Here is a 14824-nt window from a genome sequence, read left to right as displayed (position 1 = left end):
ACGGGGGGCCGGCCGGGGCCCCGCCCCGGGCCGGGGGGCCCTGCCCCCCCCGGGGGGGCCCGCCGGGGGGCGGAAAATTTTGTCCCCCGCCCCCCCCGCCGCCCCGCGCCCGCCACTACCGGTGAGACTCAATCAGCCGAGAATTCCCGGCAGATCAAGCCCCTTTTCCTTCGCGCACTTTACCGCGATCTCATACCCGGCATCGGCATGGCGCATCACGCCGGTCGCCGGGTCGTTCCACAGCACGCGGCCAATCCGCTTCGCCGCGGCCTCGGTTCCATCGCACACGATCACCATGCCGGCGTGCTGCGAGAAGCCCATGCCCACGCCGCCACCGTGGTGCAGCGACACCCAGGTGGCGCCGCTGGCGGTGTTGAGCAGGGCGTTCAGCAGCGGCCAGTCGGACACCGCATCGGAACCATCGGCCATCGCCTCGGTTTCGCGGTTCGGCGAAGCCACGCTGCCGCTGTCCAGATGGTCGCGGCCGATCACTACGGGCGCCTTCAGTTCGCCGTTGGCGACCATCTCGTTGAAGGCAAGGCCGAGTCGATCGCGATCACCCAGGCCGACCCAGCAGATGCGCGCCGGCAGGCCCTGGAACTTGATCTTCTCGGCAGCCATGTCCAGCCAGCGGTGCAGGTGCGGATTGTCCGGAATCAGCTCCTTCACCTTGGCATCGGTCCTGGCGATGTCTTCCGGGTCGCCGCTCAGCGCGGCCCAACGGAACGGGCCGATGCCGCGGCAGAACAGCGGGCGGATGTAGGCCGGGACGAAACCGGGGAAGTCGAACGCGTTCTCCACGCCTTCTTCCAGCGCCATCTGCCGCAGGTTGTTGCCGTAATCCACGGTCGGCACGCCCAGCGCATGGAAGCCGAGCATGGCACGGATGTGGTTGGCCATCGATGCACGCGCGGCCTTTTCAACTTCCTTCGGCGCAGAAAAACGCTTCTCATCCCACTGTTCGACCGTCCAGCCCTGCGGCAGGTAGCCGTTCACCGGGTCGTGCGCCGAAGTCTGGTCGGTCAGCAGGTCCGGCTTGATGCCGCGTTCCAGCAGTTCGGCCAGCACGTCTGCCACGTTGCCGAGCAGGCCTACCGACTTCGGCGTGCCCGCCTTGCAGGCATCATCGATCAGCCGCAGTGCTTCATCCAGGTTGTCGGTCCAGGTGTCGAGGTAGCCGGTGCGCAGGCGCATATCGATGCTGCTCTTGCGGCATTCCACGGCGAGGCACGAGGCGCCGGCCATCACCGCGGCCAGCGGCTGCGCGCCGCCCATGCCGCCCAGGCCGCCGGTGAACAGCCAGCGACCGGTCAGATCGCCGTTGAAATGCTGGCGGCCCATTTCCACGAAGGTTTCGTAGGTGCCCTGCACGATGCCCTGCGCGCCGATGTAGATCCAGCTGCCGGCGGTCATCTGGCCGTACATGGCCAGGCCCTTCTTATCCAGCTCGTTGAAGTGGTCCCAGTTGGCCCAGCGCGGCACCAGGTTGGAATTGGCGATCAGCACGCGCGGCGCATCGGCGTGGGTGCGGAACACGCCCACCGGCTTGCCCGACTGCACCAGCAGGGTCTGGTCATCGTCCAGGCGCTTGAGCGTTTCGACGATGGCATCGAAGCTTTCCCAGTCGCGTGCGGCGCGGCCGATGCCGCCGTACACCACCAGTTCCTGCGGGCGTTCGGCCACGTCCGGGTGCAGGTTGTTCATCAGCATGCGCAACGGCGCTTCAGTCAGCCAGCTCTTGGCGTTGAGCGTGGTGCCGGTCGGCGCGGCGATGGTGCGGGACGGGTCGTTGCGGGTCATGCGGCGCTCCGGTTCGTAGCGAATTCAAGGCAGGCGTTGAGCACCTGCGCCAGGGTGTGGCGCAACGGTGCGGCGTGTTCGGGGTCGAGCGGGGTGGGCCAGCTGTGCTCGTCCACCTGGTCGGGCAGCGGCTCGTGCATGTAGCCACGGCAGGCCAGTTCCATCTGCAGCGTGTGCACGCCGCCGGCAATGTCGCTGTAGTGGCGGGTGATCCAGCCGCCCTTGAAGCGGCCGTTGCGCACCTGGCTCATGCCGCTGATTTTCAGCAGGTTCTCCACCACATCGCTCAATGCGTTGTCGCAGGAGGTGTCCGCTGCACCGGACGGGCCGGCCGTGCCCAGGTTGAACTGCGGCAGCTCACCCTCGAACAGGTGCGGGATATGCGAGCGGATCGAATGCGCGTCATACACCACCACCGTGCCGTGGCGCTCGCGCAGGCGCGTGATCTGTGCGGCCAGCGCAGCGTGGTAGGGCGCGAAATAAGTGTCGCGCCGTCGTGCGATTTCCGCGTCATCCGGCTCGTGGCCGGCGTGGTACAGCGGCTGGTTGTCGAAGGTGGTCAGCGGGCACAGGCCGGTGGTGTTCTGGCCCGGGTACAACGACACGCCACTGGGGTCGCGGTTGAGGTCGATCACCGAACGCGAGATCGCCGAGCGCACGGTGGTCGCGCCCATGCCGCGCACGAAGTCGTAGAGATCGTGCACCCACCAGTCGGCATCGCGCCGCGCCAGCCACGGCGAGTGGTAGTCGCCGATCAGGTCGTGCGGCAGTTCGCTGCCGGTATGCGGGAAGCTGACGATCAACGGGGCGTCGCCCTCGTGCACCGTCAACCATTCGGGATGGGCATTCATGCCTGCGGCTCCACGGTCGGCAGCACTTCGCCCAGGCCGTAGGCCAGCACGCCGCTGCGCACCAGCTTCGTGGCGAGCACCATGTCCGGGTGGAAATAGCGGTCCTCTTCCAGCGTCGGTACCAGAACGCGCAGGGTGGTGCGCACGGTTTCCAGTGCGGCGCTGGAGCGCAGCGGTGCGTGGAAATCGCAGCCCTGCGCGGCGGCCAGCAGCTCGATGCCGATCACGTTGGCCGCGTTCTCGGCCATCTGCATCAGACGGCGCGCACCGTGTGCAGCCATCGAGACGTGGTCTTCCTGATTGGCCGAGGTCGGGATCGAATCGACGCTGGCCGGGTAGGCGCGCTGCTTGTTTTCGGAGACCAGCGCGGCGGCGGTCACCTGCGGGATCATGAAGCCGGAATTCAGGCCCGGGCGCGGGGTCAGGAAGGCGGGCAGGCCGGACAGCGCCGGGTCGACCAGCATCGCCAGGCGGCGCTCGCTGATCGAACCGATCTCGCACACGGCCATCGCCAGCATGTCGGCGGCGAAGGCCACCGGCTCGGCGTGGAAGTTGCCGCCGGACAGCGCTTCGCCGGTGTCGGTGAATACCAGCGGATTGTCGGAGACACCGTTGGCTTCGATCTCAAGCGTGGTTGCGGCCTGGCGCAGGATGTCCAGCGCCGCGCCCATCACCTGCGGCTGGCAGCGCAGGCAGTACGGATCCTGCACGCGCACATCGTTGTCGCGATGCGATTCGCGGATGTCCGAGCCCTGCATCAGCGAACGCAGCGCGGCGGCGGTGGCGATCTGCCCGCGCTGGCCACGGATGGCATGGATGCGCGGATCGAACGGCGTGTCCGAGCCCTTGGCCGCTTCCACCGACAGCGCGCCGGTCACCAGCGCGGCCTGGAACACGGTCTCGATCTCGAACAGACCGGCCAGCGCATAGGCGGTGGAGAACTGGGTGCCGTTGAGCAGGGCCAGGCCTTCCTTCGCGTCCAGTTCCACCGGCTGCAGGCCAGCGCGTGCCAGGGCGTCCAGCGCCGGCAGACGCTCCTCGCCGATGAAGGCATCGCCCACGCCCAGCATCACGCTGGCCAGGTGGGAAAGCGGGGCGAGGTCACCCGAAGCACCGACCGAGCCCTGCGCCGGCACCACCGGCAGCACGCCCTTCACCAGCATCGCTTCCAGCAGCAGCAGGGTTTCCTCGCGCACGCCCGAAGCGCCCTGTGCCAGGCTGACCAGCTTCAGCGCCATCATCAGCCGCACCACGCTGGCCGGCATCGGCTCGCCCACGCCGGCGGCATGCGAAAGCACGATGTTCCGCTGCAGGGTGGCCAGGTCTTCGCGCTCGATGCGCACGCTGGCCAGCTTGCCGAAGCCGGTATTGATGCCATACACCGGCGCGCCCTTGGCGACGATGGCGGCCACCGCAGCGGCGCTGGCGCGCACCACCGGCAGCGCGGCCGGGTCCAGTGCCAGCGGCACGCCGCGGTAGACCTGCCGCCACTGGGCAAGGGTGACGTGGCCGGGGCGAAGAACCAGGGTGTTGCTCATGTGTTGCTCCAGGAAGCAGGCAGGTCGGGCTGCCCGCGCACCACGCGCGCGTGCAGCGGGTTGAATCCCATGCGATAGACCAGGTCGGCTGGCGCGTCGATGTCCCAGATCGCCAGGTCGCAGTCCAGGCCCACCGCCAGACGGCCGATGCGTTCGCCGTGGCCGAGCGCGCGCGCCGCTTCACGGGTGAAGCCGGCGATGCATTCGTCCACGGTCAGGCGGAACAGGGTCGCGCCCATGTTCATCGCCAGCAGCGGGCTGGTCAGCGGCGAAGTGCCGGGGTTGCTGTCGGTGGCCAGGGCCAGCGGCACGCCGGCCGCACGCAGCGCGGCGATCGGGGGGAGGGTGGTATCGCGGGTGAAATAGAAGGCGCCGGGCAGCAGCACGGCCACGGTGCCGGCGGCGGCCATCGCGGCAATGCCGGCCTCGTCGAGGTGTTCGATATGGTCGGCCGACAGCGCACCGAAGCCGGCGGCCAGTTCGGCGCCATGCTGGTTGCTCATCTGCTCGGCGTGGATCTTCACCGCCAGCCCGTTCGCACGTGCTGCCTCGAAAACCTGCCGCGCCTGCGTCGGCGAAAACGCGATGTTCTCGCAGAATACGTCCACGGCCTCGGCCAGGCCCTCAGCGGCGATGGCCGGGATCATCACGTTGCACACCTCGTCGGTGTACTCCTGGGCCTCGCGCCCCGGCGGTACCGCATGCGCGCCAAGGAAGGTCGGCACCACGTTCACCCGGCATTCCTCGCCGAGTGCGCGGGCCACCTGCAGCTGCTTGCGCTCGTCGTCCAGGGTCAGGCCGTAGCCGGATTTGATCTCGACCGTGGTGATGCCTTCGGCGCGCATCGCCAGCAGGCGCGGGCGGCTCTCGTTGGCCAGCTGCTGCGGCGAGGCGGCGCGGGTGGCGCGCACGGTGGAGACGATGCCGCCGCCGGCGCGGGCGATGTCGGCATAGCTGACGCCCTGCAGGCGCTGCTCGAACTCATTGGCGCGGTTGCCGGCGTAGACCAGGTGGGTGTGGCAGTCGACCAGGCCCGGCGAGATCCAGCGGCCTTCGCCATCGATGCGGGTGGTCGGCTGCAGGTGCGCATCGCTGCCGGCCGGGCCGACGTGGACGATGCGGCCCCCGGCGCAGGCCACCACGCCATCGGTGATGACACCCAGGCCCTCGCCATCGAGGGTCATCAGGTTGACGTTGGACCAGAGGGTATCGACGTGCATGGCATCCACAACGCGGCTGTGCTTATATGTCTATACAATATAGGCGTCCATTTCGGGTTGTCCAGCCATGTCCCATTCGCGTTCCCCGCAGAGTTTTCACGCCACCCACGCCCTGCTGGCCGAGGGCTGGGCGCGCGACGTGCGCCTGCAGGTGCAGGGCGGCCGCATCGCCCGCATTGAAACGGGGCAGGGCGCGCAGGACGGTGACACCCGCGTTGGCCTGCTGCTGCCGGGCCTTCCCAACCTGCACAGCCACGCCTTCCAGCGCGGCATGGCCGGCCTGACCGAGATCGGCGGCGGCGACGGCGACAGTTTCTGGAGCTGGCGCGAGCTGATGTACCGCTTCCTGGCCCACCTGCGCCCGGAGGCGGTGCAGGCCATCGCCGCACAGGCCTATATGGAAATGCTGGAGAGCGGCTTCACCCGCGTCGGCGAGTTCCATTACCTGCACCACCAGGCCGACGGCCAGCCGCATGCCGACCCGGCCGAGATGAGCGCGCGCATCGCCGCCGCCGCCGAGCAGACCGGCATCGGCCTGACCCTGCTGCCGGTGTTCTACGCCCACGCCGATTTCGGTGGCGCACCGCCGAATCCCGCGCAGCGCCGGCTGATCCACGATGTGGACGGGTTCGCGCGGCTGCTGCAAGGAGCGAAGACCGCACTGGCCACGCTGCCCGACGCTGTGCTGGGCATTGCCCCGCACAGCCTGCGCGCGGTCACCGGTGAGGAACTGGATGCCCTGCTGCCGCTGACCACCGGCCCGGTGCACATCCACATTGCCGAGCAGGTGCGCGAGGTCGAGGCCTGCCTGGCCTGGAGTGGCCAGCGGCCGGTGCAGTGGCTGTACGAAAACGCTGCCGTCGATGAGCGCTGGTGCCTGGTGCACGCCACCCACATCACCGATGCCGAGCGTGCGCAGATGGTGGCCAGCAAGGCCGTGGCCGGGCTGTGCCCGATCACCGAGGCCAACCTCGGCGATGGCCTGTTCCCGATGCAGGCGTTCGCGCGCGAGGGCGGCCGCTTCGGTGTCGGCTCGGATTCCAACGTGCTGATCGATGCCGCCGAGGAGCTGCGCCTGCTTGAGTATGGCCAGCGCCTGGCGCTGCGCGGGCGCAACGTCCTCGCCCCGGATGCCACCCGCAGCAGCGGCCGCTTCCTGTTCGAAGGTGCGCTGCAGGGTGGCGCCCAGGCGCTGGGCGTGGCCGCGGGCCTGCAGGTCGGGGCCAGCGCCGATCTGCTTGAACTGGACCCCGCACACCCGGCGCTGCAGGCGCGACAGAATGACGCATGGCTTGACAGCTGGGTCTTCGCTGCACGTAATGGCGCGCTGCGTTCGGTCTGGCGCCAGGGCCGCCAGGTCGTGGCCGACGGCCGCCACCTGCAGCGCGAGGCGATCACCACCGCCTTCGCCGCTGCCCTGCGTGGCGTGCTGGGCTGACCGCCTCCCTCTTATCGAGAATCCCCACACCCGTGAAGGCCAGCAAGTCCGCCACGCTCAACCAGCGTATCCGCAGCGATCTGGAAAGCCGCATCCTCAGTGGAGAGTGGGCGCCGGGTTTCCGCATCCCGTACGAGCACGAGCTGATGGAGCAGTACGGCTGCTCGCGGATGACGGTGAACAAGGTGCTGACCGCGCTGGCCGAGAGCGGCATGATCGAACGCCGCCGTCGTGCCGGTTCGTTCGTGGCGCGGCAGCCTCCGCACCTGGAACAGGTGGCGCTGGAGATTCCTGATATCGCCATGGAAGTCGGCTCGCGTGGCCACCAGTACGCCTATCGGCTGCTGCAGCGCGAACTGCGCCTGGCCGAGCCGGGCAATGCCGGCGAAGTTGAGCTGGCCGGCAGCGGGCCGTTGCTGGCGATGCGCTGCCTGCATCTGGCCGATGGCCGGCCGCTGGCGCTGGAGCACCGCCTGATCAGCCCGGTGGGCGTGCCCGAGGTGCTGGAGATCGATTTCAATACCACCGCGCCGGGCAGCTGGCTGCTGCAGAACGTGTCCTGGACCCGCGCCCAGCACCGCATCAGCGCCTGTGGCGCGGACGCGGCCTCGGCCAGGCTGCTGGACGTGAAGCCAGGCACCGCCTGCCTGGTGATCGAGCGCCTGACCTGGCGCGGCGACCAACCCATCACCCGCGTGCGGCAGATGTTCCTGGGCGATGCCTGGGACCTGGTGGCGCGCTTCGCGCCGGGCGCGCGCTAGGATCGAATCCACGCATGGCGTGGATCTACCCTGTCCCCGCCGGGACTACCCGATGCGTGCGACCCATCTGCAGATACACGCCACGCGTGGATGCCGCCCCATCAATACGTAGCGCACTGCCGCCAACGCACCGGCTCATCCACGCCCGGGCGCGCGTTGAGCTGCACGCGCACATTGCGCAGGGCGGGGTAGCGCAGCACTTCCTGGCAGACCCGCGGCCATACCGCCTCCAGCTCGCCGGTGCGGTTGATGGCGAGGGTCTGCCGGGTCAGCCAGACGCCGCTGGCGATACCGGGCTGGTGGGCCAGCGCGCGTGCCAGTTCGGCCTGGTAACGGTCCAGGGTCGCGATATCGGGATTGAGTTCGTTGCGGCCGTTGTCGGCGGGCGCAGCAGGCGCTGCCTCGGCCGGAGTCGCCGGCGCAGCCACGTCCTCCGCGTCTGCCACCGGCGCTGCCGCCGGCTGCACGTCCGGTTGCACGTCCGGGGCGACCGGTGCCGGTGCGGCTGCCGCGGGCGGCGGCGTGCTGTCGACTGCATTGGTTTCCACATGCAGGCCCTGCAGGCCCAGCCCGACCAGCAGGCCCAGGGTCACCGCACCCAGCGCGGAAATAGCAATACGGCGCAGTGCCTCGTGGCGAGCCGTCGCACGTACGCGCGATTCGATTTCCGCCGGCAGGTAGGGCTGCAGCAGCGGCCACAGGCGCCGGCCATCCAGCACTTCGACAGATTGTTTCTCAGCGGCAGCAAGGCCATCACGCTCGACCCGGCCCTCAGTAATCAGCAGGCCGCCCTTGGCGCCGCCCAGGCGCGCGACCGCGCCCAGCTCGTTCACCGCGGCCGTACCGATGCGGTAGGCAAGCCCGTGCTTGCAGGAGACCAGCCAGGTATTGGGGCCATCGCTGAGCAGGAAATCACTGCTCGGCTCGCGCACTTCGTCGGTCGGGTCGGCCACTTCGCGCAGGCCGCGCCGCTCGCTCAGCATCCGCTTGATCAGTGTCGAGAATTCGCGCCAATGCATGCCCGCCAGGGCCTGCAGTCCCAGTTGCATTTCCGTTCGCCGCCGCTTGACCCACCACAGATAGACGATTGCCAGGGTGCAGGTAAGCAGGGCCGACAGCAGGGCCAGAATCCAAGGGAGCATGCAGAAGGGAGCGGAAGGGGCGAAAACGGAAGACGACAGTGTAAAGGCCACGAAGTCATATTGCGTCAGGGCCTTCCCGACATGAATTGTGATGCAGCCCGCAGATCTGCGTGGCGCAGGCACGAAAAAACCCGCCAATCCGGAAGCCGTGAGGGGAGGGAACAAACGGCAGCCGAAGCGATTGGCGGGTTTCTCGCGATTGTCAGCGAATTTTTATTGCATTGCAACAATCGAGGGTCAGGGCACGCTGCCGGGCGATTGGTGGCTGCCCGGCGCCGGCGAATCACTGCCCGAGGCCGCGCGGTTCTCCAGCTTGGCCAGGCGCGCATGCAGGGCATCGAGGCGGGCTTCGAGTGCGGCTACGTCATCGGCAGTGGGGACATGCAGGCGCTTGAGCACGCCCTGCACCTGCTCGTCGAAGGCCTTCTCCACCTTGTTCCAGGTGCCGGAGGCCTTTTCGCGAGCCTCGTCGAGGGAGGTCTCCACGTTGTCGCGCCAGCCCGGGCCCTGCTCACCGCTGCGTTCGCGGCGGCGGGATTCCCAGGCTTCGCCTTCCTTCACCAGGCCATCGAAGAAGCGGCTGCCCTCGGCCTGCGCGCGGCCCAGTGCACCCAAGCCGGCCAGCCAGACCTGCTGCGCCGAATTGCTGAACTTGCGCGAAAAGCGCTCGGCCTGTTCGCCGAACGAAGCGTCGTCGTCGCGGCGGTCGTCATTCTCGTACTGGTTCATTGCGCTTCCCGGGGGAGTTGGACCTGCCCCCGAGAGTAGCGCGCACGAACGTTGCAGGGCCGTGATGGCCGCTGCCTGGGTTCAGCCCAGCTTTTCCTTAAGCACGCGCTGGATCTCGGTTTCCACCATGCCCTTCATGGCCGACAGCAGGAAGCCCAGCTTGGCGGTCACGCGCACGGCACCCGGGTGCAGCTCGATGGCGCCGTCCACGCCGCTGCCGCTGAAGTTCAGTACGTCGGCGGCCCAGCTGGACTTGAGGCCGAAGCGCTCGCCCAGCTTGGCGGCAACCTGTTCGATCGCCTCGCGGGCCTGTGCATCGGGCAGGGCGTGGGCGTGGCGGACATCGATGGTGGACATGCAGGCTCCTGGCGCTGGGCGGGGATATCAAAGAGGGCGGCCATTGTGCGCATCGGCGGGCGCCACGCCAAGCGCCCGTCGCCGGTTCTTCTGCGTTGGCGAGCAACCTGCTAGTCTGCGCCGCGTGCAGAACCTGCTTGTTCACTTCAGTCAACAACAACAGCCCGACCAGCCCCTGCGGCCCGGGGTGCAGCGCATCGTGCGCCAGGCAAACGGCAGCGTGCGGCTGGGTGATCCAGGCCATGGCGCGCTGCTGCTGGCCCAGTTCTGCATGGACGACCGCGGCCTGTGGCTGCAGGTCGGCAACGGCATCCGCAGCATCCACGTGAACGGTCGCCCGGTGCGGCGCATGGCCCTGCTGCGTGCAGGCGATGCGGTGTATGTGGATGGCGTCGAGATGGTCCTGCAGGGTGAGGTCGAGAGCCTGCTGCAGGCACCCTCGCCATCGCCGGCCAGTGATGGCATCGCCGATGAGCAGCGCCTGTTGCGCGGTGTCGGCGGCCTGCACCATGGCCGCAGCTACACCCTGTCGCGCCCGCGCCTGGTGGGCCGTGGCGGCGATGTTGATATCGAGATCGACGACCCTGCCTTTGCCGAGCAGCACGCACGGGTGGAAGTGCATGGCGATCGTGTACTGCTGCGCGACCTGGGCAGTGCCGATGGCACCCGGGTCAACGGCGTGGCCGTGCGCCACTGCTGGCTGCAGCCGGGCGACCAAGTGGTCTTTGATGGCCAGCACCGTTTCGTGCTGGAAGTCCCGCACGATCCGCGCCGGCGCCCGCTGCCGGCCGAGGACGATGCCAGCCAGGATGCCGAGCAGGTGGCGGACGCGCCGGTGGCCCCGCGCCGCGTGCGGCGCTGGCCGTGGCTGCTGGTCAGTGCCGTGGCGCTGGCCGGCGTGCTCAGCCTGCTGCTCTGGTTCGGCGCGCGCTGATCTGCATCCGCCGGGCATGGCCCGGCGCTACCGGCGTTGCCCCTCCGCATCCATGACGCCTTGCGGCGCACGCCAACCAAGGTTGGCGGCTACCAAAGCCGTGCGGGTAAATGGATACCAATGAAACCAAATTTCCCTTGCCGCACCAGGCCGCAAGGCTGGTGCGCTGCGGCATACTAGGGGTCTTGCCCCACAGGTGTCACATGACGCGCGCGTTCAACTTCAGTGCCGGCCCTGCAACCCTGCCGGAATCGGTCCTGCGCCAGGCGCAGGCGGAAATGCTGGACTGGCACGGTGCCGGCGCCTCGATCGTGGAAATGAGCCATCGCGGCCCGGAATTCATGTCCGTGGCGGCCGAGGCCGAGGCCGACCTGCGCCGCCTGCTCGATATCCCCGACGACTACGCCGTGCTGTTCCTGCCCGGCGGAGCCACCACCCAGCAGGCGCTCATCCCGCTCAACTTCGCCCAGGCCGGCCAGCGTGCCGACTACGTCGTCAGCGGCCACTGGGGAAAGACCGCGGTCAAGCAGGCCAGCCCCTACGTGGACGTCAACATCGCCGCCAGCAGCGAAGCCAATGGCTACCGCGAACTGCCCGAGCGCAGCAGCTGGCAGCTTTCCAACGATGCCGCCTACGTGCACATCACCGCCAACGAGACCATCCACGGCGTTGAGTTCCGTGATGTGCCCGACACCGGTGACGTCCCGCTGGTGGCCGATTTCAGTTCGTCCATCGCCAGCGAACCGCTGGATGTGCGCCGCTATGGCGTCATCTATGCCGGCGCGCAGAAGAACCTGGGCCCGGTCGGCATCGCGGTGATGATCATCCGGCGCGACCTGCTCGAGCGCAGCGGCCAGGCCCGCGCGGACATCTTCGATTACCGCTCGCACGTCGCCCGCGATTCGATGCTCAACACCCCGCCGACCTGGAACTGGTACCTGGCCGGCCTGGTGTTCAAGTGGATGCTGGCCGAAGGCGGCGTGGTCGAGTTCGCCAAGCGCAATGCCGCCAAGGCCGCGCTGGTGTACGGCGCCATCGATGCCTCCGGCGGCTTCTATCGCAACGAAGTCGCGCACTCGGCGCGCTCGCGGATGAACATCCCGTTCTTCCTGCCCAACGCCGATCTCGATGCCCGCTTCGTGGCCGAAGCGAAGGCCGCGGGCCTGCTGGCCCTGAAGGGCCACAAGGTGGTCGGTGGCATCCGCGCCTCGCTGTACAACGCCATGCCGCTGGCCGGGGCCGAGGCGCTGGTCGCCTTCATGGCCGATTTCCAGCAGCGCAACGGCTGAGCAATGAACGGCGCGCACCGTCGGGCGCGTGCCCCGCAACAAGGAATTCCGATGGCAAGCAAACCCAGCAAGAAGTCGCCGAAGAAGGGCGAGTCCGCCAAGGCCGCCGCCGCGCCGAAGGGCAAGGCCGCGTCCAAGACCACCCCGGTGCCGACCCAGGCGCCGCTGGCGCTGGCCGATGTGCGCTCGAAGATCGACCAGATCGACCGTGACATCCAGAGCCTGATCGCCGAGCGCGCGCAGTTCGCCCACCAGGTCGGCAAGGCGAAGGGCAAGCTCGCCGCCGCCGTCGATTACTACCGCCCCGAGCGCGAAGCGCAGGTGCTGCGCATGGTGGTGGACCGCAACGAAGGCCCGCTCAGCGATGAAGTGCTGGTGCACGTCTACCGCGAAATCATGTCGGCCTGCCTGGCCCAGCAGGAACCGCTGAAGATCGGCTACCTCGGCCCGGAAGGCACGTTCAGCCAGCAGGCCGTGCTCAAGCACTTCGGCCGCTCGGCGATGGGCCTGCCGATGGCCAGCATCGAAGAAGTGTTCCAGGAAGTGGAAGCGGGCAGCGCCGATTTTGGCGTGGTACCGGTGGAGAATTCGGGGCAGGGCACCATCCAGATCACACTGGACATGTTCCTCACCTCCAACCTGAAGATCTGCGGTGAAGTGGAACTGCGCGTGCAGCAGTACCTGATGTCGCGCAGTGGTCGCCTGGAAGACATCGAGCGCGTTTACGGCCATCCGCAGTCCTTCATGCAGACCTCGGCGTGGATGCGCGCCAACCTGCCGAAGGCCGAGAAGATCCCGGTCGCCAGCAACGCCGAAGGCGCGCGCCGTGCGCGCAATGCCGACGACGCTGCCGCCATCGGTGGCGAGAGTGCCGGTCACGTGTACGGCCTGAAGAAGGTCGTCACCAAGCCCATCCAGAACGATGCCGACAACACCACCCGTTTCCTGGTGGTGGGCCGCAACATCTTCCCGACTTCCGGCCACGACCGCACCTCGGTACTGGTGTTCATCCATGACAAGCCCGGCGCGCTGTTCGATGTGCTCAGCCCGTTCGCCCGCCATGGCATCAGCATGAACCGCATCGAGTCGCGCCCGTCGCACCATGGCAAGTGGGAATACGGTTTCTTCATCGACCTGGCCGGCCATATCGACGACGCGCCGATGCAGGCCGCGCTGGCCGAGCTGGCAGCGCACTCGGCGCAGATCAAGGTGCTGGGTTCCTACCCGGTGGCCGTGCCCTGATTGCCGTTGCGGCCGCGTGCCGCGCCCTTTGATGCACCGCCGGCGTGCCGGCGTTTAGGAATGATCGAACGATGAGCAACGCGCAACACTGGATTGCCCGCAAGGGCCAGCCGCTGCAGGGCAGCCTGACCATTCCCGGCGACAAGTCGGTCTCGCACCGCTCGGTGATGTTTGCCGCACTGGCCGATGGCACCTCGCATATCGAGGGCTTCCTGGAAGGCGAAGACACCCGCGCCACCGCGCGCATCTTCAGCCAGCTCGGCGTGCGTATTGAAACCCCCAGTGCCTCGCAGCGCGTCGTGCACGGTGTCGGCATCGATGGCCTCAAGGCGCCCAGCGCGCCGCTGGACTGCGGCAACGCAGGCACCGGCATGCGCCTGCTGGCTGGCCTGCTGGCGGGTCAGGCATTCGACTGCACCCTGGTCGGCGATGAATCGCTGTCCGGCCGTCCGATGCGCCGTGTGACCGGCCCGCTGTCGCAGATGGGCGCGAAAATCGACACCGAAAGCGATGGCACCCCGCCGCTGCACGTGCATGGCGGCCAGTCGCTGCAGGGAATCGATTTCGCCTCGCCGGTGGCCAGCGCGCAGGTGAAGTCCGCCGTGCTGCTGGCCGGCCTGTATGCACAGGGCGAAACCAGCGTCGTCGAACCGCACCCGACCCGCGATTACACCGAGCGCATGCTCTCGGCGTTCGGCGTGGACATCGAATTCTCGCCGGGCAAGGCCCGCCTGCGCGGCGGCCAGCGCCTGCGCGCCACCGACATCGTGGTGCCGGCCGATTTCTCCTCGGCCGCATTCTTCCTGGTCGCCGCCAGCATCATCCCGGGTTCGGAGCTGCGACTGAAGCAGGTTGGCCTCAACCCGCGCCGCACCGGCCTGCTGCACGCGCTGCGCCTGATGGGCGCGGACATCACCGAAGAAAACCCGGCCGAGCAGGGTGGTGAACCGGTGGCCGATCTGGTGGTGCGCCATGCCCCGCTGAAGGGCGCGCGCATTCCCGAAGCGCTTGTGCCGGACATGATCGACGAATTCCCGGCCCTGTTCGTGGCAGCTGCCGCGGCCGAAGGCCAGACCGTGGTGACCGGCGCGGCCGAGCTGCGGGTGAAGGAATCGGATCGCCTCGCCGCGATGGCCACCGGCCTGCGCGCGCTGGGCATGCAGGTGGATGAAACCGACGACGGCGCCACGCTGCATGGGGGCATCGCCCTAGGCAGCGGCACCATCGAAAGCCATGGTGACCACCGCATTGCCATGGCGTTCGCCATTGCCGGCCAGATCAGCGGCGGCGAAGTGCGCATCAACGACATCGCCAACGTCGCCACGTCCTTCCCGGATTTCGACGGCCTGGCGCGCAGCGCCGGTTTCAACCTGGCCTGAGGTCTGCACGGCGCCGCTGCGCTCGCCGGGGGGGGGCCCGGGCGGGGCCAACGGGCCCCCGGGGGGGGGGGGGGGCGCCGCGCCCCGCCCCCACCCCCCCCGCGGGTGGGGCGGGGGGGCGCGCCGCCCCCCCCCCCCCCCCAA

13 protein-coding genes are annotated in these 14824 nt (G+C 68.6%); 6 read left to right on the top strand and 7 right to left on the bottom strand.

All coding sequences use genetic code 11. The features are described from left to right. Positions 1-132 precede the first annotated feature (132 nt). Genes hutU through hutI form a run of 4 tightly spaced genes read right to left on the bottom strand, consistent with a single transcriptional unit; the run spans position 133 to position 5409 of the window. Positions 133-1800: a urocanate hydratase gene (hutU, locus tag AC1VXD_RS18625; protein WP_482993298.1), complete on the bottom strand. Its 1668-nt coding sequence runs from the start codon at positions 1798-1800 to the stop codon at positions 133-135. Beyond that, positions 1797-2651 carry an N-formylglutamate deformylase gene (gene hutG, locus AC1VXD_RS18620; protein WP_482993297.1) on the bottom strand — a complete coding sequence of 285 codons (855 nt, stop codon included), beginning with the start codon at positions 2649-2651 and terminating at the stop codon, positions 1797-1799. Before hutG ends, hutU begins: the two co-directional genes overlap by 4 nt. After that, positions 2648-4189: a histidine ammonia-lyase gene (gene hutH, locus AC1VXD_RS18615; protein ID WP_482993296.1), complete on the bottom strand. Its 1542-nt coding sequence runs from the start codon at positions 4187-4189 to the stop codon at positions 2648-2650. The genes hutG and hutH overlap by 4 nt, the downstream gene beginning before the upstream one ends. After that, positions 4186-5409 (bottom strand): imidazolonepropionase, encoded by a 1224-nt coding sequence (gene hutI, locus AC1VXD_RS18610; RefSeq protein WP_482993295.1) that lies wholly within the window; start codon positions 5407-5409, stop codon positions 4186-4188. Before hutI ends, hutH begins: the two co-directional genes overlap by 4 nt. A 67-nt stretch (positions 5410-5476) precedes the next feature. On the opposite strand from hutI, the gene AC1VXD_RS18605 reads away from it, so the two are divergent. Both AC1VXD_RS18605 and hutC read left to right on the top strand, forming a co-directional pair. Further along, positions 5477-6847: a formimidoylglutamate deiminase gene (locus AC1VXD_RS18605; RefSeq protein ID WP_482993294.1), complete on the top strand. Its 1371-nt coding sequence runs from the start codon at positions 5477-5479 to the stop codon at positions 6845-6847. 32 nt (positions 6848-6879) lie between these two features. Next, positions 6880-7608, top strand: coding sequence for a histidine utilization repressor (gene hutC / locus AC1VXD_RS18600; protein WP_482993293.1), 729 nt, complete (start codon positions 6880-6882; stop codon positions 7606-7608). A gap of 101 nt (positions 7609-7709) precedes the next feature. Here the strand turns inward: hutC and AC1VXD_RS18595 are convergent, their stop codons facing one another. The 3 genes from AC1VXD_RS18595 to AC1VXD_RS18585 all read right to left on the bottom strand — a co-directional run bounded on the left by AC1VXD_RS18595 (position 7710) and on the right by AC1VXD_RS18585 (position 9836). Beyond that, the gene (locus AC1VXD_RS18595; RefSeq protein WP_482993292.1) at positions 7710-8750 is read right to left on the bottom strand and encodes a restriction endonuclease; all 1041 of its coding nucleotides are present in this window, start codon (positions 8748-8750) and stop codon (positions 7710-7712) included. A 237-nt stretch (positions 8751-8987) separates the two neighbouring features. Continuing rightward, the gene (locus tag AC1VXD_RS18590) at positions 8988-9479 is read right to left on the bottom strand and encodes a phasin family protein (protein WP_482993291.1); all 492 of its coding nucleotides are present in this window, start codon (positions 9477-9479) and stop codon (positions 8988-8990) included. A gap of 81 nt (positions 9480-9560) precedes the next feature. Then, positions 9561-9836 (bottom strand): polyhydroxyalkanoic acid system family protein, encoded by a 276-nt coding sequence (locus AC1VXD_RS18585; protein ID WP_482993290.1) that lies wholly within the window; start codon positions 9834-9836, stop codon positions 9561-9563. A 124-nt stretch (positions 9837-9960) separates the two neighbouring features. Here AC1VXD_RS18585 and AC1VXD_RS18580 point away from each other — a divergent pair, with 124 nt between their 5' ends. From AC1VXD_RS18580 to aroA, 4 genes are all read left to right on the top strand, one after another. After that, positions 9961-10770, top strand: coding sequence for an FHA domain-containing protein (locus tag AC1VXD_RS18580; protein ID WP_482993289.1), 810 nt, complete (start codon positions 9961-9963; stop codon positions 10768-10770). Between the two features lie 203 nt (positions 10771-10973). Then, complete coding sequence (gene serC / locus AC1VXD_RS18575) at positions 10974-12059, top strand: 3-phosphoserine/phosphohydroxythreonine transaminase (protein ID WP_482993288.1); 1086 nt, start codon at positions 10974-10976, stop codon at positions 12057-12059. Positions 12060-12110: 51 nt separating this feature from the next. After that, entirely contained in the window at positions 12111-13301 is a 1191-nt protein-coding gene (gene pheA, locus AC1VXD_RS18570; RefSeq protein ID WP_482993287.1) for a prephenate dehydratase, read from the top strand. 71 nt (positions 13302-13372) lie between these two features. Beyond that, positions 13373-14680 carry a 3-phosphoshikimate 1-carboxyvinyltransferase gene (gene aroA, locus AC1VXD_RS18565; RefSeq protein ID WP_482993286.1) on the top strand — a complete coding sequence of 436 codons (1308 nt, stop codon included), beginning with the start codon at positions 13373-13375 and terminating at the stop codon, positions 14678-14680. The last annotated feature ends 144 nt before the right edge of the window (positions 14681-14824 follow it).

The sequence above is a fragment of the Stenotrophomonas sp. STEN054 genome, assembly GCF_056854535.1.
The sequence above is the reverse complement of the archived record's forward strand: the minus strand, read 5'-3'. Positions and strand labels throughout refer to the sequence as shown.

What these genes read in the sequence shown, in the direction of transcription:
- hutU (WP_482993298.1), bottom strand. Translation starts at nt 1,800, where the DNA reads ATGACCCGCAACGACCCGTCCCGCACCATCGCCGCGCCGACCGGCACC.
- hutG (WP_482993297.1), bottom strand. Translation starts at nt 2,651, where the DNA reads ATGAATGCCCATCCCGAATGGTTGACGGTGCACGAGGGCGACGCCCCG.
- hutH (WP_482993296.1), bottom strand. Translation starts at nt 4,189, where the DNA reads ATGAGCAACACCCTGGTTCTTCGCCCCGGCCACGTCACCCTTGCCCAG.
- hutI (WP_482993295.1), bottom strand. Translation starts at nt 5,409, where the DNA reads ATGCACGTCGATACCCTCTGGTCCAACGTCAACCTGATGACCCTCGAT.
- AC1VXD_RS18605 (WP_482993294.1), top strand. Translation starts at nt 5,477, where the DNA reads ATGTCCCATTCGCGTTCCCCGCAGAGTTTTCACGCCACCCACGCCCTG.
- AC1VXD_RS18595 (WP_482993292.1), bottom strand. Translation starts at nt 8,750, where the DNA reads ATGCTCCCTTGGATTCTGGCCCTGCTGTCGGCCCTGCTTACCTGCACC.
- AC1VXD_RS18590 (WP_482993291.1), bottom strand. Translation starts at nt 9,479, where the DNA reads ATGAACCAGTACGAGAATGACGACCGCCGCGACGACGACGCTTCGTTC.
- AC1VXD_RS18585 (WP_482993290.1), bottom strand. Translation starts at nt 9,836, where the DNA reads ATGTCCACCATCGATGTCCGCCACGCCCACGCCCTGCCCGATGCACAG.
- serC (WP_482993288.1), top strand. Translation starts at nt 10,974, where the DNA reads ATGACGCGCGCGTTCAACTTCAGTGCCGGCCCTGCAACCCTGCCGGAA.
- pheA (WP_482993287.1), top strand. Translation starts at nt 12,111, where the DNA reads ATGGCAAGCAAACCCAGCAAGAAGTCGCCGAAGAAGGGCGAGTCCGCC.
- aroA (WP_482993286.1), top strand. Translation starts at nt 13,373, where the DNA reads ATGAGCAACGCGCAACACTGGATTGCCCGCAAGGGCCAGCCGCTGCAG.